The organism is Nocardiopsis lambiniae (assembly GCF_031845465.1).
Taxonomy (GTDB): Bacteria; Actinomycetota; Actinomycetes; order Streptosporangiales; family Streptosporangiaceae; genus Nocardiopsis; species Nocardiopsis lambiniae.
In genome coordinates this window covers 275331-294330 of the sequence record NZ_JAVREP010000005.1, presented here as the reverse complement: position 1 = coordinate 294330, position 19000 = coordinate 275331, and the positions used below count along the sequence as shown (strand labels likewise).

General features: G+C 70.6%; 15 protein-coding genes. 1 reads left to right on the top strand and 14 read right to left on the bottom strand.

What is annotated here, in order from left to right; translation table 11 throughout:
* Positions 1-321 precede the first annotated feature (321 nt).
* Positions 322-2091, bottom strand: a complete 1770-nt coding sequence (gene aspS, locus RM479_RS10535) for an aspartate--tRNA ligase (RefSeq protein WP_311511523.1) — start codon at positions 2089-2091, stop codon at positions 322-324.
* A gap of 164 nt (positions 2092-2255) precedes the next feature.
* The gene (locus RM479_RS10530) at positions 2256-2933 is read right to left on the bottom strand and encodes an MBL fold metallo-hydrolase (protein WP_311511522.1); all 678 of its coding nucleotides are present in this window, start codon (positions 2931-2933) and stop codon (positions 2256-2258) included.
* 456 nt (positions 2934-3389) lie between these two features.
* Between RM479_RS10530 and RM479_RS10525 the strand changes: the two genes are divergently transcribed.
* On the top strand, positions 3390-4625 hold the full coding sequence (locus tag RM479_RS10525; protein ID WP_311511521.1) for a DUF349 domain-containing protein: 1236 nt from the start codon (positions 3390-3392) through the stop codon (positions 4623-4625).
* Between the two features lie 103 nt (positions 4626-4728).
* On the opposite strand, the gene RM479_RS10520 is transcribed toward RM479_RS10525, so the two are convergent.
* The 12 genes from RM479_RS10520 to RM479_RS10465 all read right to left on the bottom strand — a co-directional run bounded on the left by RM479_RS10520 (position 4729) and on the right by RM479_RS10465 (position 18941).
* Positions 4729-5415: a hypothetical protein gene (locus RM479_RS10520; protein WP_311511520.1), complete on the bottom strand. Its 687-nt coding sequence runs from the start codon at positions 5413-5415 to the stop codon at positions 4729-4731.
* Between the two features lie 147 nt (positions 5416-5562).
* A complete protein-coding gene (gene metK / locus RM479_RS10515; protein ID WP_311511519.1) occupies positions 5563-6756 on the bottom strand; it encodes a methionine adenosyltransferase in 1194 nt (397 codons plus the stop codon).
* Positions 6757-6981: 225 nt separating this feature from the next.
* The gene (gene coaBC / locus RM479_RS10510) at positions 6982-8202 is read right to left on the bottom strand and encodes a bifunctional phosphopantothenoylcysteine decarboxylase/phosphopantothenate--cysteine ligase CoaBC (RefSeq protein WP_311511518.1); all 1221 of its coding nucleotides are present in this window, start codon (positions 8200-8202) and stop codon (positions 6982-6984) included.
* A gap of 26 nt (positions 8203-8228) precedes the next feature.
* Complete coding sequence (gene rpoZ / locus RM479_RS10505; protein WP_274812044.1) at positions 8229-8495, bottom strand: DNA-directed RNA polymerase subunit omega; 267 nt, start codon at positions 8493-8495, stop codon at positions 8229-8231.
* Positions 8496-8574: 79 nt separating this feature from the next.
* Positions 8575-9141, bottom strand: coding sequence for a guanylate kinase (gmk, locus tag RM479_RS10500; RefSeq protein ID WP_311511517.1), 567 nt, complete (start codon positions 9139-9141; stop codon positions 8575-8577).
* Between the two features lie 310 nt (positions 9142-9451).
* A complete protein-coding gene (mihF, locus tag RM479_RS10495) occupies positions 9452-9775 on the bottom strand; it encodes an integration host factor, actinobacterial type (RefSeq protein ID WP_073384130.1) in 324 nt (107 codons plus the stop codon).
* 310 nt (positions 9776-10085) lie between these two features.
* Entirely contained in the window at positions 10086-10793 is a 708-nt protein-coding gene (gene pyrF, locus RM479_RS10490) for an orotidine-5'-phosphate decarboxylase (RefSeq protein WP_311511516.1), read from the bottom strand.
* A 306-nt stretch (positions 10794-11099) separates the two neighbouring features.
* Positions 11100-12041 (bottom strand): dihydroorotate dehydrogenase, encoded by a 942-nt coding sequence (locus tag RM479_RS10485; RefSeq protein WP_311511515.1) that lies wholly within the window; start codon positions 12039-12041, stop codon positions 11100-11102.
* Positions 12042-12085: 44 nt separating this feature from the next.
* Positions 12086-12985, bottom strand: a complete 900-nt coding sequence (locus RM479_RS10480) for a dihydroorotate dehydrogenase electron transfer subunit (RefSeq protein WP_311511514.1) — start codon at positions 12983-12985, stop codon at positions 12086-12088.
* Positions 12986-13125: 140 nt separating this feature from the next.
* Positions 13126-16428: a carbamoyl-phosphate synthase large subunit gene (carB, locus tag RM479_RS10475; protein ID WP_311511513.1), complete on the bottom strand. Its 3303-nt coding sequence runs from the start codon at positions 16426-16428 to the stop codon at positions 13126-13128.
* 15 nt (positions 16429-16443) lie between these two features.
* A complete protein-coding gene (gene carA, locus RM479_RS10470; RefSeq protein ID WP_311511512.1) occupies positions 16444-17589 on the bottom strand; it encodes a glutamine-hydrolyzing carbamoyl-phosphate synthase small subunit in 1146 nt (381 codons plus the stop codon).
* Between the two features lie 50 nt (positions 17590-17639).
* Entirely contained in the window at positions 17640-18941 is a 1302-nt protein-coding gene (locus RM479_RS10465) for a dihydroorotase (protein WP_311511511.1), read from the bottom strand.
* Positions 18942-19000 lie beyond the last annotated feature (59 nt).

The following is a 19000-nucleotide window of genomic DNA, read 5'->3' as shown; positions in this document are numbered from 1 at the left end:
CGGACGCCCACGCCGGATCACGCTCGCGGAGCACGGTCGAGATCCCGACCGGCCGTCGGAGCGCCGGCATCCGCCCGTCGGGCGCTTCGGCCCGTTCCGCGGGGGTGTCGCGAGCGGGTGGACGAGGGTTCGTCCGCGTTCGCGCCCTCTCCTTCCGAGAAGACCCACGACCGCGGAGACGGCCGTCGGGGCTCCGGTGCCACCGGCCCACCTGCGGCGATGGACGGGTTCCCCGCCGTCGAACCGGTGACGTTTCCGGGAGGCCCCTCCCACGACGAGGGCCCCGATCTCGCGACCGGGGCCCCGCGCTCACACGTGGTCCTACTTCTTCTGCTCGGCCGGGGGCAGCACCGACCGCACGTGGATGTCGCGCAGCTGCTTGTCCGACACGGCGGAGGGCGCGCCCATCATCAGGTCCTGGGCGTTCTGGTTGAGCGGGAACGCGATCGTCTCGCGGATGTTGGGCTCGTCGGCGAGGAGCATGACGATCCGGTCCACGCCCGGGGCGATGCCACCGTGCGGCGGGGCCCCGAACTTCAGCGCCTTGAGCATGCCGCCGAACTCGGCCTCCACCGCGTCCTTGTCGTACCCGGCGATCTCGAACGCCTTGTACATGATCTCGGGAGAGTGGTTCCGGATCGCGCCCGAGGACAGCTCCACACCGTTGCAGACGATGTCGTACTGCCACGCCAGGATGTCCAGCGGGTCCTGGGTCTCCAGGGCCTCAAGGCCGCCCTGGGGCATCGAGAACGGGTTGTGGCTGAACTCGATCGCGCCCTCGTCCGAGCGCTCGAACATCGGGAAGTCCACGATCCAGCAGAAACGGTAGACCTTCTCCTCGAAGTGTCCCGCGCGCTTGCCCGCCTCGACCCGGACCGGCGCCATGATGCGGTTGATCTCCGCCTCGTCCTCGCTCGCGCAGAAGAACAGGCCGTGGCCCGGACCCGCCTCCAGGGTGGAGAGCAGCTCGTCGGAGATCTCGGTGACGAACTTGGCGATGGGACCGGTCAGCTCGCCGTTCTCGCCCACCTTCAGCCAGGCCAGGCCCTTGGCGCCCTGCTCGACCGCGAAGTCGCCGATGCCGTCGAAGAACTTGCGCGGCTGACCGCCGACCTCGGGGACCGCCAGGGCGCGGACCTTCTTGCCCGCGAAGGCCCGGAAGTCGGTCTTGCCGAACAGCTCGGTGACGTCGAGCATCTTCATCGGCACGCGCAGGTCGGGCTTGTCGGTGCCGTACCACTGGAGGGCGTCCCGGTAGGCGACGCGCGGGTAGGGGGAGGTGATCTCCCAGCCCTCGGAGAACTCGCGGAAGACGTCGGTCATCACCTTCTCGATGACCTCGAACACGTCCTCCTGCTCGACGAAGCTCATCTCGACGTCGAGCTGGTAGAACTCACCCGGCGAGCGGTCCGCGCGACTGTCCTCGTCGCGGAAGCAGGGCGCGATCTGGAAGTAACGGTCGAACCCGGCGATCATCAGCAGCTGCTTGAACTGCTGCGGCGCCTGCGGCAGCGCGAAGAACCTGCCCGGGTGCAGCCGGGACGGCACCAGGAAGTCGCGCGCGCCCTCGGGGCTGGAACTGGTCAGGATCGGGGTCTGGAACTCGTTGAAGCCCAGGGCCGTCATCTTCTGGCGGATCGAGGCGATCACGCGCGAGCGCAGCATGATGTTCTCGTGCATCCGCTCCCGGCGCAGGTCCAGGAAGCGGTAGGTGAGACGGCGCTCCTCGGAGGTGTTGTCCTCCGGGAACACGGTGAGCGGAAGCTCCTCGGTGGTGCCGAGGACCTCGAAGTCGACGGCGTCGATCTCGATCTCGCCGGTGGGCAGGTTGGGGTTGACGTTCTCGCCGCTGCGGGCCGTCACCTCACCGGTGACACGGATGACCGTCTCCTTGGAGACCCGGCTGAGCTGCTCGAACACCGGTGACTCGGGACGTGCCGTGAGCTGGGTGATGCCGTAGTGGTCACGCAGGTCGACGAAGAGCAGACCGCCCAGATCGCGGCGATTGTGCACCCAACCGGAGAGGACGACCCGCTCCCCGACATGCTCCTTGCGGAGCTGACCACACGTATGAGTCCTGTAACGATGCATGAGTTACCAAGTCCACTAGCTACACGGCTGGGCGAGGGTGCCGGGAGACCGATTCGGCCCCGGACAAGGGCACGGCATGGCCCTGAACATCTGGAATCCTACCGGCAACACCACCACCCGGCCTCCTGATCACCGAGGGAGCGGACGGGGGCGGCGGCGGACGGTCAACCGGTGATATCGCGCAGGTACGGGTTGGTGGCGCGCTCGCGGCCGACGGTGGTGGCGGGGCCGTGACCGGGCAGGACACGGGTGTCGTCGTCGCGCGAGAGCACCGCCCCGGTCAGGCTGCGCGCCATGGCGGCCGAGTCCCCGCCGGGGAAGTCCGTACGGCCGATGGAGCCGGCGAAGACCAGGTCACCGGCGAACATCACCGGAACGCCGTCCTCGCTGCGGGTGGTGTAGACGACCGAACCCGGGGTGTGACCCGGGGTGTGCGCGACGGTGTACTCCACCCCGGCCAAGGCCAGCACGTCGCCGTCGGCGACCTCGATCAGGCGGGTCGGCTCGCGGTGCGGGCCCGGGCCCAACAGGGCCGACAACTGCGCGGCGAACGCGGCGTCCACCCCCTTGCCCGGATCGGTGAGCAGGTCGCGGTCGGCCGCGTGCAGGTACACCGGGATACCGTGGGCGTCGGCGATCTCGGCCGCCGACCAGACGTGATCGAAATGCCCGTGGGTGAGCAGGATCGCGACGGGGGTCAAGCGGTGCTCGGCGAGGACCTTGGCCACCGGTTCGGCCGCGTCCTGTCCCGGATCGACGATGACGCACTCACCGTCCGGGGCCGCCGCGGGCACATAGCAGTTCGCGGCGAGGGGTCCGGTGGGAAGCGCGGCGATGAGCACGGCGGATGACGTCCTGTCCTCGGATCGGTGTCGTGACGCCCGGGGGGCGATCGCGGCCTCGGGTAGGTCAGAGCCTACCGACGCGGACGGAGACGGGCGACCGAATGAGCACATGTGTGCGCTCTTTTGATCACCATTCGATCACCGCACACGCCCGGACTCTTTGCCAAAGCGCGTGGTAATGCCATATTGGTCACCGTCCCGTGTGCACCGTGGCCCCGACCTGCGCCTCCTTCGGAAAAGGGGACCGCCGGCCCCCGGCAGCGGTCGGCACTACAGAGGACACCGATGACGGGCCCCGGAAAAAGCCCGCACGGATGGATGAGACACGGCGCGTCGTCATCATCGGATCGGATGGATACCCTGCTCTGCACAGTGGTCTCCATCATGGCTCGGCGAGAGACACCGCGACGACCCGAACCCGCTCTCGCGGGTTCATGACAGCAGGAGGACACGGTGACCACGGACCCTTGGGGCCGCGTAGACGACGACGGCACGGTCTACGTGCGCACGAGCGAAGGCGAGCGGGTCGTCGGATCGTGGCAGGCGGGGGAGCCGGAGGAGGCCCTGGCCTTCTTCCGCCGAAAATACGACTCACTGGTCACCGAGGTGGAGCTGCTGGAGAAGCGGCTGAAGACCACCGACCTGTCCGCCGCCGCCGCGATGTCGAACATCGACAAGCTCCGCTCCGCGGTGCGGGAGGCGCACGCGGTCGGTGACCTGGACGCCCTGACCCGACGGCTGGACGCGTTGGCCGACCGCGCCGAGGAGCGCAAGGTCGAGCAGAAGCAGGCCCAGGAGCAGGCCCGTGTCGAGGCCCGCGAGATCAAGGAGCGGATCGTCGCCGAGGCCGAACGGGTCGCGGCGGAGACCACGCACTGGAAGTCCGGCGGCGAGCGGATGCTCCAGCTGATCGAGGAGTGGAAGAAGGCCCCCCGGGCCGACCGCCCCACCGAGCAGGCGCTGTGGAAGCGCATGTCGGCGGCGCGCAACTCCTTCTCCAAGCGGCGCAAGGCCTACTTCGCCAACCTGGACCAGGAACGCGAGTCGGTACGGGCCGAGAAGGAGCGCATCGTCTCCGAGGCCGAGGCCCTGGCCGAGTCCACCGAGTGGGGCGAGACCGCCCGCGCCTACCGCGACCTGATGCAGCGGTGGAAGCAGACCGGCCGCGCGGACCGGACCAGCGAGGACCGCCTGTGGGCCCGGTTCAAGGCCGCCCAGGACCGGTTCTTCGACGCGCGCAACGCGACCTTCGCCGAGCGCGACGCGGAGCTGCGGGTCAACGCCGACGCCAAGGAGAAGATCCTGGTGGAGGCGCAGACGGAGGTCCGCGCCCTGATCTCCGACCCGCGCCGGGCCCGCGCCCGGCTGCGCGACTTCCAGGAGGCCTGGGAGGAGGCCGGCGAGCTGCCGCGCGATGTGCGCGACCGGTTCGAAGGGGCCTTCCGCCAGGTCGAGGACGAGGTCCGGCGGGCGGAGGAGACCGAGTGGGAGCGTAAGAACCCCGAGGCCCGGGCGCGCGCCGCGGCCACGGTCGGACAGCTCTCCACGGCGATCGCCGATCTGGAGAAGAAGCTGGAGAAGGCGCGGGCGAACAACGACGCCCGTCGTGTCAAGGAGTTCGAGGAGGCGCTGGAGGCCCGCCGTTCGTGGCTGGCCGAGGCGGAGAAGGCGCTCGACGACCTGAGCTGAGGCCTTTCCTCCAGGGCGGGTCCGTGTCCGAAGGGGCACGGGCCCGTCTTCGCGCGTTCTCACGGACTCGGAGGGATCTCCCCCGCCCCCTCCCGCCCGGGTCCTAGCGACGCGCGTCCAGCCGGTGGACGGTCGCCCCGGGAGAGGTCCCGATGTCGGGTGTCTCCCCTGGCGCGTTGTCCCCGGGCACGTGGTCCGCGGGCTCCTCCGGCGTCGGCCGGGACCCGCGGGACCTGACGTGGCTCGCGATCCCCCCTCCGGCGAGGGCCAGGATCCCGAGCAGGCCGACCGCGGTCACACCGGTCCACAGGGGGGACAGCCGTTTGCGCACCTCGTGCTCCTGTGACGCGCAGGAGGTCAGCACCCCCTCCGTCCCGGAGCGCAGGCACACCGTCGACACCGGACGCGACGCCCCCTCGGGGACCCCGGTCAGTTCGCCGGTGAGTTTCAGCGAGGTCCGCTCCCCCGCCGCCAACGGCCGTGCCCAGACGACCCGGCCACCGTCCACCTCGGCCCCCTCCGTGCCCCCGACATAGCGCATGGTGGTGGGCAGGAAGTGGACGACCTCGGCCTCGGGCACGTCCGACGCTCCCGAGTTGCGGACCTTGATCGTGTACTCCACCCGGTCCCCGGGGTCCAGCCGCTCCCGTTCGGCGCTCTGCAACGTCACGTGCAGGCTCTCCGCACCGGGGACGACCTCCTTCTCCCCCACCAGTTCCGGCGCTTGGATCCCCGGCAGGGACACGAGCGCGGCCAGGCCCACCGCTGACATCGCCGCCGCTACGGCCATGGTGCTTCCTCCACGTACGACACATAACTATATGTATTTATTTAATAACACAGAGTGTTCACCTTGAACGTGCGCCATGCCCGCGGAACGCGGACGAGGGGGTGGGCGACCGGTCGCCCACCCCCTCGTCGTCGATGCGTCGAGGCCTCAGCCCCCCGCGAACGACCGCAGCGCGGCTGCGCGGTCGGTGCGCTCCCAGGTGAACTCCGGCAGCTCGCGGCCGAAGTGGCCGTAGGCGGCGGTCTTGGAGTAGATGGGACGCAGCAGGTCCAGGTCCCGCACGATCGCGGCCGGACGCAGGTCGAAGACCTCCTTGACGGCCTTCTCGATCAGCTCCGGGGAGACCTTCTCGGTGCCGAAGGTCTCGATGAACACGCCGACCGGGTGCGCCTTGCCGATGGCGTAGGCGACCTGGACCTCGGCGCGCTCGGCCAGCTCGGCCGCGACGATGTTCTTGGCGACCCAGCGCATCGCGTAGGCGGCCGAACGGTCCACCTTCGACGGGTCCTTGCCGGAGAAGGCGCCGCCACCGTGACGGGCGTAGCCGCCGTAGGTGTCCACGATGATCTTGCGGCCGGTCAGGCCGGCGTCGCCCATCGGACCGCCGATCTCGAAACGACCGGTCGGGTTGACCAGCAGGCGGTAGTCGTCGGACTCCAGGCCGAAGGCGGTCACCACCGGCTCGATGACGTGCTCGCGGATGTCCGGGGCGAGCAGCTCCTCCAGGCTGATGTCGGCGGAGTGCTGGCTGGAGACCACGACCGTGTCCAGGCGGACCGGGGTCTGGCCGTCGTACTCGACCGTGACCTGGGTCTTGCCGTCAGGGCGCAGGTAGGGCACGGTGCCGTTGCGGCGGACCTCGGCCAGGCGCTCGGCCAGCGAGTGGGCCAGCTTGATCGGCAGCGGCATCAGCTCCGGGGTCTCCCGGTTGGCGTAGCCGAACATCAGGCCCTGGTCGCCCGCGCCCTGGCGGTTGAGGGCGTCGTCCTCGTGCTCGACCCTGGCCTCGTAGGCGGTGTCGACGCCCTGGGCGATGTCGGGGGACTGGGCGTCGATGGAGACGTTGACCCCGCAGGAGTCACCGTCGAACCCCTTGGCGGACGAGTCGTACCCGATCCGCAGGATCGTCTCGCGCACGATGGCGGGGATGTCGACGTAGGTCTGGGTGGTGACCTCACCCGCGATGTGGACCTGACCGGTGGTGATCAGCGTCTCGACGGCGACCCGGCTGGCGGGGTCGTGGGTGAGCATCGCGTCGAGGATCGCGTCACTGATCTGGTCGGCCATCTTGTCGGGATGGCCCTCGGTGACCGACTCGGAGGTGAAAAGGCGGCGGGACACGTTGCGTGACTCCTTGCAGCGGCTGCTGGCTGACATGGGACGGCGCGGCACGACGCGCCCGACGACCTGCCGGGACGGTCAATACCGACCGATGCGGTTGGTTATCGGTCCACTGTAACGGGACCGGTGGGGACGGGGACCCCCGGACGACCTCGTCGGTCGCGGGTGCCCGATGGAAGTGTGTCGTACCGGACGGTGGGAAATCCAGTCCCGGAGGCCTGCGGGTCACCGGGGTGAACGTTCTCCCACGAGGTCCCACACCCGATCGGCGAGGTCCTCCTTGGGCCCGTACGGGATCTCCACGGCGGTGCCATCGGAGCCCAGGACGACGGCCTGGTTGTCCTCGGTGCCGAAGGCGCGGCCCCCGCCGACCTGGTTGACCACGAGCAGGTCGCAGCCCTTCCTGGCCAGTTTGGCACGACCGTTGGCGAGGACGTCGTCGGTCTCGGCGGCGAAACCGACGATGATCTGCCCGGTGCCCTCCCGTTTCCGGGCGGCCACCAGGCCGGCCAGGACGTCGGGGTTCTCGACCAGTTCGATGGGCGCGGGTGCGGCACCGGACTTCTTGATCTTGGAGGTGACGCTGGCGGCGGGCCGGAAGTCGGCCACGGCGGCGCTCATCACGATGACGTCGGCGTCGGCGCGCTCGGCCTCCATGACCTCCGCCAGTTCCACGGCCGAGGTCACCTGGACCACCCGCGCGCCGGCCGGGTCGGACAGCGAGACGTTGGCGGCGACCAACGTCACGTCGGCGCCCCGGGCGACCGCGGTGCGGGCCAGGGCGTAGCCCTGTTTGCCGGAGGAGTGGTTGCCGATGAAACGGACCGGGTCGATGGACTCGCGGGTCCCGCCGGCGGAGATGACCACGCGGCGCCCGGCGAGGTCGGGGACGGCCGCGCCGCGGCGCAAGGCCAGCCGGGCGGCCTCGAAGAGCTCGGCCGGTTCGGGCAGGCGCCCCCGGCCGGTATCGGCTCCGGTGAGCCGGCCCACGGCCGGATCCAGGACGATCGCGCCGCGCGAGCGCAGTGTCCCGACGTTGGCCCGTGTGGCCGGGTGCTCCCACATCTCGGTGTGCATCGCGGGTGCGAACACCACCGGACAGCGGGCGGTCAGCAGGGTGTTGGTCAACAGATCGTCGGCGAGGCCGGCGGCTGCCTTGGCCAGGATGTTGGCGGTGGCCGGGGCGACGAGGACGAGGTCGGCGGACTGGCCGATGCGCACGTGCGGGACCTCGTGCACGGCGTCCCACACCCCGGTGGCCACGGGTTGCCCGGACAACGCCGCCCAGGTGGGCTCACCGACGAAGCGCAGGGCCTCGTCCGTGGGCACGACCCGGACGCGATGGCCGGACTCGGTCAGTCGGCGGAGCAGTTCGCACACCTTGTAGGCGGCGATACCGCCGCCGACGCCGAGGACGACCTGGGGCTTGTTTCCTGTGTCACTCACAGACAGGAGTTCTACCAGGTCGGTTCTCAGGTGCCCTCGAAGGGCTCCGCGGTGAGGAGACCGGACTTGATCTCGCGCAGGGCGATGGACAGCGACTTCTCCTGCACCTGGGTCTCGACCAACGGGCCGACGTACTCCAGCAGCCCCTCGCCCAGCTGGGCGTAGTAGGCGTTGATCTGGCGGGCCCGCTTGGAGGCCATGGTGACCAGGCTGTACTTGCTGTCCACCAGATCGAGCAGATCGTCGATCGGCGGATTGGTGATGCCTTCGGCGACGGGCTCGGTTCCAGCCACTTTCGATTACCCCCAGGAAGGTTCGGATGCGAGGTGCGGTGTACCAGGGTACGCGGGCCCGGCGGTGCCGGCGCCGTTATCACACCTCGGACGCGGTGATCAACGCTAGCAGTTCGGCGCACACGTCCTGCACGGACGTGTTGACCAGGGTGGTGTCGAACTCCTTCTCGGAGGCGAGTTCGACCTTGGCGGCCTCCAGGCGGCGCCGGATGACCTCTTCGGACTCGGTGCCGCGTCCGGTGAGCCGGCGGACCAGTTCCTCCCAGGAGGGCGGCGCCAGGAAGACGTGCAGGGCCTCGGGCATGGTCTCGCGGATCTGGCGGGCGCCCTGGAGTTCGATCTCCAGCAGGACCGGCAGTCCGGACGAGAGCCGTTCCTCGACGGGGCGGCGCGGGGTGCCGTAGCGGTTGCCCGCGAATCGCGCCCACTCCAGGAGTTCGCCGTCGGCGATGAGCCGGTCGAACTCCTCGTCGGTGACGAAGCGGTACTGGACGCCGTCGACCTCGCCGGGCCGGGGGGCGCGCGTGGTCGCCGACACGGAGAGCCACACGTCGGGGTGGGCCCGACGCAGCTCGGCGACGACCGTGCTCTTGCCCACACCGGAGGGTCCGGACAGGACGATCAGCCGTTGTTCTGGGTCGGGCATGGTCTTGCGGGCTTCCCTTCGGGCCTTGGCATCCGCCCGCGGCGCGCTCGGGGTGCTCGGCGACGGGGTCGCTCCGGGCCCGGGATCGCCCACCGTGCGGACGGCGGGTGCGTGCGGGGTCATCCTCCTCGCGTTCGGGCGCGGGAAGCTTCATTTATACCACCGGGCCGTGACGCACGGTCCGCCCCCGGAGGGGGTCGATCGTGGTCACGGCCCGGTGCGGGTCCACCAAGGGTGGTGACACGAGGCCGCGGGCCGGGCCGCCGCGTCTGTGGGGGACGCGGCGAACCGGGAATCCGCGTTCGCGGTGTTACTTGGTGAGGTCGCCGAACTCGGCTTCGAGGGCGGCGCGCTGGTTCGTGCCCAGACCGCGGACACGGCGCGACTCGGCGATGTTGAGCCGCTCCATGATCTGCTTGGCCCGGACCTTGCCGACGCCGGGAAGGGACTCAAGCAGAGCCGAGACCTTCATCTTGCCGATGACGTCGTCCTTGAGCCCGTCGGCGAGCACCTTGGACAGCGAGATGCCACCGTTCTTCAGCTTGTTCTTGACCTCAGCGCGTTCTTTTCTGGCCTTGGCGGCCTTCTCAAGAGCCGCGCTGCGCTGCTCGGGTGTGAGGGGAGGAAGGGCCACGCCGGGTCACCTCGGATTTCTACTCGTTTGTAGAGGGCGGACGCCTGCGCAAGTTAGTAGGTCTGACCCCTGTTAGGCAACGTAAAGTGCCCTTTCAGCGGCTATTTCATCGAACTAACTACACAGGGTAGTCATTCAATTGCACTAAGAGATAAAAATGGGGACCTTGGTCCCGATTGGACGCCCCGCAAAGCATGTCACCTGCGCAGCTCACAGAGGGGTGAGCCAGGTCACTCACAGCTCCGGATTCCGCATTTGGGGCATACCGAATCAGTGACCCTCTGTGACCGTAAATAGTCCTTCCCTGGCGTCAAACGCTCGCCCCGGCGCGGCGCACGGTCTCCGCGATGGCGGCCGCCGCCGCGCCGGGGTCGGGCGCCCGGGTGATGGGGCGGCCGATGACCAGAAGGTCCGCCCCGGCCGCGATGGCCTCCTCCGGGGTCGCCACCCGGGACTGGTCACCCCTGTCCGCCCCGACCGGGCGCACGCCCGGCGTGATCAGGGTGATGTCCGGGCCCACTTCGGCGCGCACCAGGGCCACCTCCTGCGGTGAACAGACCAGGGCTCGCGCCCCGGCGCCCACCGCCAGCACCGCCAGTCGGCGCACCGCGTCGCGAGCCGGCCCGAGCAGCCCCACCTGCTCCAGGTCCTTCTCGGTCATCGAGGTGAGCACCGTCACGGCGGCGATCCGGGTATCCGGGGCCGCCTCCACCGCGGCCCGGATCATGTCCGCCCCTCCCCCGGCGTGCACGGTCAGGATGGCGGGCCGGAGCCCGGCGACGCTGCGCGCCGCCCCGGCGACCGTGGCCGGGATGTCGTGGAGCTTGAGGTCGAGGAAGACCCCGACGGGGTTGGCGCCGCGCACGGCGTCGACCACCTCGGGGCCGTAGCGCAGGTAGAGCTCCAGCCCCACCTTGACCGTGCTGACGTGGGGGGCGACCGCCGAGGCCCATGTCGCCGCGGTCTCGATCTCCTGGGCGTCGATCGCGACTGCGATGGGCGCGGAAGGCGCGGTCATCTCGGTTTCTCCCCTCGTGTGCCATCGGCTCTCGTGGCCGATGCGCCGCATCCGCGAACGTTCTTACGAACGTGATTACGGATGCACGTTCACTGTCCTGTGCACACCGTCAAGGTGTGCGATTCCCAGAACCGGGCGCTTCATGCGCCCGGCCCTGTCACTTCGCCGTAACGACCGCCCACAGGGCCATAGGCGGCTTTTGCCCGCTTCCGGGTCTTTCCGTACCAGGGCGCGGGCGTTCGGTCGCACAGCGCCACCTCAGCGCCGTTCAGGCCGGTCAGGGCGTGCGTCGCCCGGGAACCGACCTCACACGCCGACTCCGGGCCGGTGGGCCGCGCCCACCAGGTCCCGGGCCCGGGACACGCCCCTGGCCTCCAACGCCTCGGTGAACTCGCGCAGCACCCGCACACAGGCCGAGGGGTCGGAGAAGTTGATCGTGCCCACCGCCACCGCGCTGGCCCCGGCCGCCATGAACTCCACGACGTCGGCGCCGGTGCGCACCCCGCCCATGCCGATGATCGGCACCTCGGGCAGCGCCTCGTGCACCCGGAACACGCACCCCACGGCCAGCGGTCGGATCGCCGGCCCGGAGAGACCGCCCATGCCACCGGCGACGGCCGGACGCAGGGTGCGCGGGTCCACGGCCATACCGCGCACGGCGTTGATCATCGACAGACCGTCCGCCCGGGCCTCGGCGCAGGCCGTCGCCAGCGCCACCACGTCGGGCACGTCCGCCGCGAGCTTGGCCAGCACCGGCAGGTCGGAACGGGCGTGCGAGCGCACCGTGCTCACCACGGCGGCAGCCCGGGAGAGGTCATCGGCGAACCGGCGTCCGGCCGGATCGGCCGGGTCCGGGCACGACAGGTTCACCTCGATCGCGTCCACCCCGGGCTCGGCGGAGATCCGCCGGGCCAGCTCGCCGAACTCGGCCGTCCCCGACCCGGCCACGGACACGATGGCCCGGCCGCCCCGGGACAACAGCCACGGCAGGTCGCGCTGGAGGAACACGTCCACCCCCGGGCCCTGCATCCCCGTGGTGCTGAGCATGCCGCTGGGCGTCTCCGCCATACGGGGCGCCGGGCGCCCCGCGTGCGGTTCCAGCATCACGGACTTGGTGGTGACGGCGCCGATCCCGGCGATGTCGAAGAACTGGGCCAGTTCCCGGCCCGAACCGGCGCACCCGGCGGCGGTCACCACCGGGTTGGGCAGCTCCAGGCCGCCCAACCGGACTCTGAGGTCTGTGTTCACCGTTTCTTTTCCCGGTCGGTGATGTGCGGCGGCCCGCGGTGGGGTCAGGCGATGTCGCGGGCCGATTCGGTGGAGCGGGAGGCTCCGGCGCCCTTCCAGCCGGGGGCGCCCAGGGCGTCGAAGGGGATGGTGCCCACATCGTCGAAGCGCACCTGTTCTCCCCGGAACACCGGGCCGTCCACGCAGGAGCGGGCCATGCGGGTGATGCCGTCCTCCCCCACGACCGGGATCACGCAGGTCATGCAGATCCCGATGCCGCAGGCCATGGTCTCCTCCACCGACACCTGCACGGGGATGCCGTGGGTGGCGGCGACGGCGGTGACCGCGCGCAGCATCGGCATGGGGCCGCAGGCGTAGGCGACGTCGGAGCGGCACTCCTCGACGACCCGGCCCAGCACGTCGGTGACCCGGCCCCGGGTGCCGAAGGAGCCGTCGTCGGTGGTGAAGACGGCGGTCTCGGCGATCCGGCGGGCCGTGATGGCGCTGAACACCCGGTCGGCGGAGGCTCCGCCGAGCACGAAGTCCACCCGGCAGCCGCGTCGGCGCAGGGACTGCGCCAGCGGGAACAGCGGGGCGCTGCCCGAGCCGCCGCCGACCAGGACGCAGTTGACCGGGTCGCGGGGCAGCGGGAAGGGGCGGCCCAGCGGTCCGACGACGTCCAACAGGTCGCGCGATCGGCGTTCGGCCAGCCAGGCCGTTCCGGTACCGCGCACCGAGAAGAGGAACTCGATGGTGCCGCCGTAGTCGGGTTTGACGTCGTGCACGGCGAAGGGGCGACGCAACAGCGTGCTGGAGTGGTCGCCGCCCACCGCCACCGACACGAACTGACCCGAACGGAACCGTTCGGCGATCCCCGGGGCGACGACGGTGATGGCGTAGTAGGCGTCCACCCTGCGCACGTTCAGCACGGGGCACCTGACCTGCACCGGTCCGTAGTCGCTCATCGTCTCGGGGTGGCCTCTCTCGCGCCTTGTGCCTGCGGGCGCCGCGGTGCTCGGACCGCGACGCCCGTGCCGTCTCGGTCTCTACAGCCTAGGGCTGTGCGGGACCGAGGCCGTCGGCCGTCGGTGGAGGGCGGTGGAGATCACCCGCGGTCCGCGGTGAGGGCCCGCGCGTGCTCCTGGAGGGAGCGCACGCCGATGTCGCCGCGCACCCGGGCCTCGATCGCCTGGACCGCGGCGGCCAGCCCCTGCACGGTGGTCACGCTGGGGATGGCGCGTACGACGGCCGCGGTGCGGATCTCGTACCCGTCCAGGCGCGGACCCGCCTGGCCCGCCCCGCCGAAGGGCGTGTTGACGACGAGGTCGACCCCGCCCTCGTGGATGAGCTGGACGATGGTCTTCTCACCCTCGGGGCCGGGGCCCTCACTGTGCTTGCGCACCACGGTGGAGTGCACGCCGTTGCGGCGCAGCACCACGGCGGTGCCCTCGGTCGCGAGGATCTCGAAGCCCAGGTCGGCCAGACGCTTGACCGGGAAGATCATCGAGCGCTTGTCGCGGTTGGCCACCGAAACGAAGACCCGGCCCCGGACGGGGAGGTCACCGGTCACGGCGAGCTGCGACTTGGCGTAGGCGGCGCCGAACTCGACGTCCAGGCCCATGACCTCGCCGGTGGAGCGCATCTCCGGGCCCAGGATGGTGTCGACGCCCTCGCCCTGCTTGTCGATGAAGCGGTTGAAGGGCAGCACCGCCTCCTTGACCGAGACCGGGGCGTCGGCGGGCAGGTCGCCGCCGTCGCCGGTGGGCGGCAGCATGCCCTCGGCGCGCAGTTCGACGATGGTGGCGCCGGCCATGACCCGGGCGGCGGCCTTGGCCAGCGGCACCGCCGTGGCCTTGGACACGAACGGCACGGTGCGCGAGGCGCGCGGGTTCGCCTCCAGGACGTTGAGCACGCCGGAGGCGAGCGCGTACTGGACGTTGATCAGGCCGCGCACGCCGGTGCCCCGGGCGATGGCCTCGGTGGAGTAGCGGATCCGCTCGATGTCCTCCTTGCCCAGGGTGATGGAGGGCAGGGAGCAGGCGGAGTCGCCGGAGTGGATGCCGGCCTCCTCGATGTGCTCCATGACGCCGCCGAGGTACAGGTCGGTGCCGTCGTAGAGGGCGTCGACGTCGATCTCGATGGCGTCGTCGAGGAAGCGGTCGACCAGCACCGGGTGCTCGGGGCTGACCTCGGCGTTGCGCTCGATGTAGTCGGCGAGCATCGCCTCGCTGTAGACGATCTCCATGCCCCGGCCGCCCAGCACGTAGGAGGGGCGGACCATGACCGGGTAGCCGATCTCGTCGGCGACGGCCTTGGCCTCGGCGAAGGAGTAGGCGGTGCCGTACTTGGGCGCGGGCAGCCCGGCGTCCGCCAGGACCTTGCCGAACGCGCCGCGGTCCTCGGCCAGGTCGATGGCCTCGGGGCTGGTGCCGATGATGGGCACCCCGGCGTCCTTGAGTCGGCGGGCCAGGCCCAGCGGGGTCTGGCCGCCCAACTGGACGATGACCCCGACGACGGTGCCGGTGAGCTGCTCGGCCCGGACGACCTCCAGCACGTCCTCCAGGGTGAGCGGCTCGAAGTAGAGCCGGTCGCTGGTGTCGTAGTCGGTGGAGACCGTCTCCGGGTTGCAGTTGACCATCACGGTCTCGTACCCGGCGGCGGACAGCGCGAAGGAGGCGTGGACGCAGGAGTAGTCGAACTCCACGCCCTGGCCGATGCGGTTGGGGCCCGAGCCCAGGATGATGATCTTGGGCTTGTCGCCGACGGGGACCTCGGTCTCCTCGTCGTAGCTGGAGTACAGGTAGGGCGTGGTGGCCTCGAACTCGGCGGCGCAGGTGTCCACGGTCAGGTAGACGGGGTGGATGCCCAGGGCGTGGCGCAGCTCGCGGACGACGTCCTCGCTCTTGCCGGTGATCTCCCCGATCTGGACGTCGGAGAAGCCGATCCCCTTGGCGGCGCGCAGCGCGTCGGCGTCGAGCTTGGGCGCGGCGGCCAGGGCACGGGCGGTCTCCTCCAGGCGCAGCATCTGGTCCAGGAACCAGGGGTCGATGCGCGTGGACTCGTACAGCTCCTCGACGGTGGCGCCGGCGCGGAAGGCCTGCTGGACCTGGCGCAGCCGGTGCTCGGTGGGCTGGGCGGCGGCGCGGACGAGCTCGTCCTTGTCGCCGACCGGGCCGGCCCAGGTGAACCCGACGCCGGGCTTCTCCAGGGAGCGCATGGCCTTCTGGAGTGCCTCGGGGAAGGAGCGGCCGATGGCCATGGCCTCGCCCACCGACTTCATGGTGGTGGTGAGCGTGGGGTCGGCGCCGGGGAACTTCTCGAACGCGAACCGGGGGGCCTTGACGACCACGTAGTCGAGCGTGGGCTCGAAGCTGGCCGGGGTCTCCTTGGTGATGTCGTTGGGGATCTCGTCGAGGGTGTAGCCGACGGCGAGCTTGGCGGCGATCTTGGCGATCGGGAAGCCGGTGGCCTTGGAGGCCAGCGCCGAGGAGCGCGAGACCCGGGGGTTCATCTCGATGACGATGACCCGGCCGGTGGCGGGCTCCACGGCGAACTGGATGTTGCAGCCGCCGGTGTCCACGCCGACCTCGCGGATGACCGCGATGCCGATGTCGCGGAGCTTCTGGTACTCGCGGTCGGTGAGGGTCATGGCGGGGGCGACGGTGATGGAGTCGCCGGTGTGCACGCCCATGGGGTCGAGGTTCTCGATGGAGCAGACGACCACGACGTTGTCGTTGGTGTCGCGCATCAGCTCCAGCTCGTACTCCTTCCAGCCGAGGATGGACTCCTCCAGGAGGACCTCGGTGGTCGGGGAGAGCGCGAGGCCCTGGCCGGCGATGCGGCGCAGCTCGTCCGCGTCGTGGGCGAAGCCGGAGCCGGCGCCGCCCATGGTGAAGGACGGGCGCACGACGACCGGGTAGCCGAGTTCGTCGGCGGCGTCGAGGCACTCGGCGAGGGTGTGGCAGATGCGGGAACGGGCGGACTCGCCGCCGATGCGCTCGACGATCCGTTTGAAGGTCTCGCGGTCCTCGCCGGACTGGATGGCCTCGATGTTGGCGCCGATGAGTTCGACGCCGTACTTGTCGAGGATGCCGCTCTCGTCCAGGGCGACGGCGGCGTTGAGCGCGGTCTGGCCGCCCAGGGTGGGCAGGAGTGCGTCGGGGCGCTCCTTGGCGATGATCTTCTCGATCATCTCGGTGGTGATCGGCTCGACGTAGGTGGCGTCGGCGATCTCCGGGTCGGTCATGATCGTGGCCGGGTTGGAGTTGACCAGGATGACCCGCAGGCCCTCGGCCCGCAGAACGCGGCAGGCCTGGGTGCCCGAGTAGTCGAACTCGGCCGCCTGCCCGATGACGATGGGGCCGGATCCGATCACGAGGACGGAGGAGAGGTCACTACGGCGCGGCATGCTCTTGGTTCCTAACTACTCGGCAGCCGCGGTGGGCTGGGCGGCGGACATCAGGTCGACGAACTCGTCGAAGAGTCCGGCGGCGTCGTGGGGACCGGCGGCGGCCTCGGGGTGGAACTGGACGCTGAACACGGGACGGTCCAGCAGCCGCAGGCCCTCGACGACCCGGTCGTTGAGGCCGATGTGGCTGACCCGCGCGCGGCCGTAGGGGGTCTCGAAGGTCCCTTCGAGCGGCGCGTCCACGGCGAACCCGTGGTTCTGGCTGGTGATGGCGACCCTGCCGGTGGCGGTGTCGATGACCGGCTGGTTCACACCGCGGTGGCCGAAGGGCAGCTTGTAGGTGCCCAGGCCCAGGGCGCGGCCGAGGATCTGGTTGCCGAAGCAGATGCCGAACAGGGGCTTGCCGGCGTCGAGGACCCCGCGCATCGCGGAGACGGGGCCGTCGGCGGTGGCGGGGTCGCCGGGGCCGTTGCTGAAGAACACGCCGTCCGGGTCCAGGGCGAGGATGTCCTCGACGGTGGCGGAGGAGGGCAGGACGGTGACCTTGCAGCCGCGTTCGGCCAGGCGCTGGGGCGTCATGGCCTTGATGCCGAGGTCGACGGCGGCGACGTGGAAGCGCGCCTCGACGCCCTCGGGCGGCAGGATCTCGTAGGCGGTGTCGGTGCTGACCTCGCCGGCCAGGTCGGCGCCGGCCATGCGGGGCTGCTCCAGGACGCGGGCCAGGAGTGCCTTCGGGTCGGTCTCGACGGTGCTGATCGCGGCCCGCATGGCGCCCTTGTCGCGCAGGTGACGGGTGAGGGCGCGGGTCCCGGTGAGGGCGATGCCGACGACGTTCTGGCGGCGCAGCTCCTCGTCGAGGGTGCGCTTCGCCCGCCAGTTGGAGGTGATGCGGGCGGGTTCGCGCACGACGTAGCCGGCGACCCAGACGCGGCCGGACTCGGGGTCGTCGTCGTTGACCCCGGTGTTGCCGATGTGGGGTGCGGTCATCGCCACGATCTGGCGGTGGTACGAGGGATCGGTGAGGGTCTCCTGGTAACCGGTCATCCCGGTGTTGAAGACGATCTCGCCGAAGGTCTCGCCGATGGCGCCGAAGGAGCGGCCGTGGAAGACCCGACCGTCCTCCAGGACCAGGACGGCCGGTCCGCCGGTTTCCTCTGACACGTTCTCCCCCTCTACGACGCCAGGCACGGCCTGGACGCCCACTGCGTTGTTCACTTGATCTCACCCTCCAGGACGGTGGGGACGCCGCGCAGGAACGTGGCGCGCACCCGACCGGGCAGGGTCATGCCCCGGAAGGGCGTGTTGCTGCTCTTGGTTGCCATGACCGCGCCGTCGACCTCGTAGGGCGCGGCGGGGTCGTACAGGACGACGTTGGCGGGCTCGCCGACCGCCAGGTCCCTGCCGTGGTCGGTCACCCGGCCGATGCGGGCCGGTGTGACGGACATGCGGTCCGCGACGTCGACCCAGGTCAGCAGGCCGGTGTCGACCATTGTGCGCTGCACGACCGCCAACGCCGTCTCCAGGCCGACCATTCCCATGGCGGCCGTGGACCATTCGGTCTCCTTGGCCTCCACGGGGTGGGGGGCGTGGTCGGTGGCGACGACGTCGATGGTGCCGTCGGCCAGACCCTCGCGCAGCGCCTGGACGTCCTCGGCGGTGCGCAGGGGCGGGTTGACCTTGTAGACGGGGTCGTAGTTCTCCACGAGCTCCTCGGTGAGCAGCAGGTGGTGGGGGGTGACCTCCGCGGTGACGTCGCAGCCGCGGGCCTTGGCCCAGCGGATGATGTCGACCGAGCCCTTGGTCGAGACGTGGCACACGTGCAGGCGCGAGCCGACGTGCTGGGCGAGCAGGCAGTCCCGGGCGATGATCGCCTCTTCGGCGACGGCGGGCCAGCCGGGCAGGCCGAGGCGGTCGGAGACGCAGCCCTCGTTCATCTGGGCGCCCTCGGTGAGGCGCGGTTCCTGGGCGTGCTGGGCGACGACGCCGTCGAAGGCCTTGACGTACTCCAGGGCCCGGCGCATGAGCAGGGCGTCGGAGACGCAGATGCCGTCGTCGGAGAAGACGCGGACGGCGGCGGCGGACTTGGCCATCGCGCCGATCTCGGAGAGGCGCTCGCCGGCCAGGCCGACGGTGACGGCGCCGACGGGGCGCACGTCGCAGTACCCGGCCTCGCGGCCCAGCCGCCAGACCTGTTCGACGACACCGGCGGTGTCGGCGACCGGGTCGGTGTTGGCCATGGCGTGGACGGCGGTGTAGCCGCCCATGGCGGCGGAGTGGGATCCGGTCTCGACGGTCTCGGCGTCCTCGCGTCCGGGTTCGCGCAGGTGGGTGTGCAGGTCCACCAGTCCGGGCAGGGCGATCAGCCCGGTCCCGTCCACGACCTCGGTGCCCTCGGGGGCGCGGAGGTCGGTACCGATCTCGGCGATGCGGCCGTCGACGATCAGGATGTCGACGGGGTCGGCGCCGAGTGGTCGGGCGCCGCGGATCAGGTGCGGTCCGTGGTTGTCGGGCATCGCGGTTTCGTTCCTCGTGGTCGTTCGTGAAAGAAGATCTCGTGCGCGCGGGCGACGGT

Coding starts and splice junctions, on each gene's coding strand:
- RM479_RS10465 (WP_311511511.1), bottom strand. CDS start 18,941: ATGCCCGACAACCACGGACCGCACCTGATCCGCGGCGCCCGACCACTC.
- gmk (WP_311511517.1), bottom strand. CDS start 9,141: ATGCCCGACCCAGAACAACGGCTGATCGTCCTGTCCGGACCCTCCGGT.
- carB (WP_311511513.1), bottom strand. CDS start 16,428: ATGCCGCGCCGTAGTGACCTCTCCTCCGTCCTCGTGATCGGATCCGGC.
- aspS (WP_311511523.1), bottom strand. CDS start 2,091: ATGCATCGTTACAGGACTCATACGTGTGGTCAGCTCCGCAAGGAGCAT.
- RM479_RS10480 (WP_311511514.1), bottom strand. CDS start 12,985: ATGAGCGACTACGGACCGGTGCAGGTCAGGTGCCCCGTGCTGAACGTG.
- RM479_RS10520 (WP_311511520.1), bottom strand. CDS start 5,415: ATGGCCGTAGCGGCGGCGATGTCAGCGGTGGGCCTGGCCGCGCTCGTG.
- pyrF (WP_311511516.1), bottom strand. CDS start 10,793: ATGACCGCGCCTTCCGCGCCCATCGCAGTCGCGATCGACGCCCAGGAG.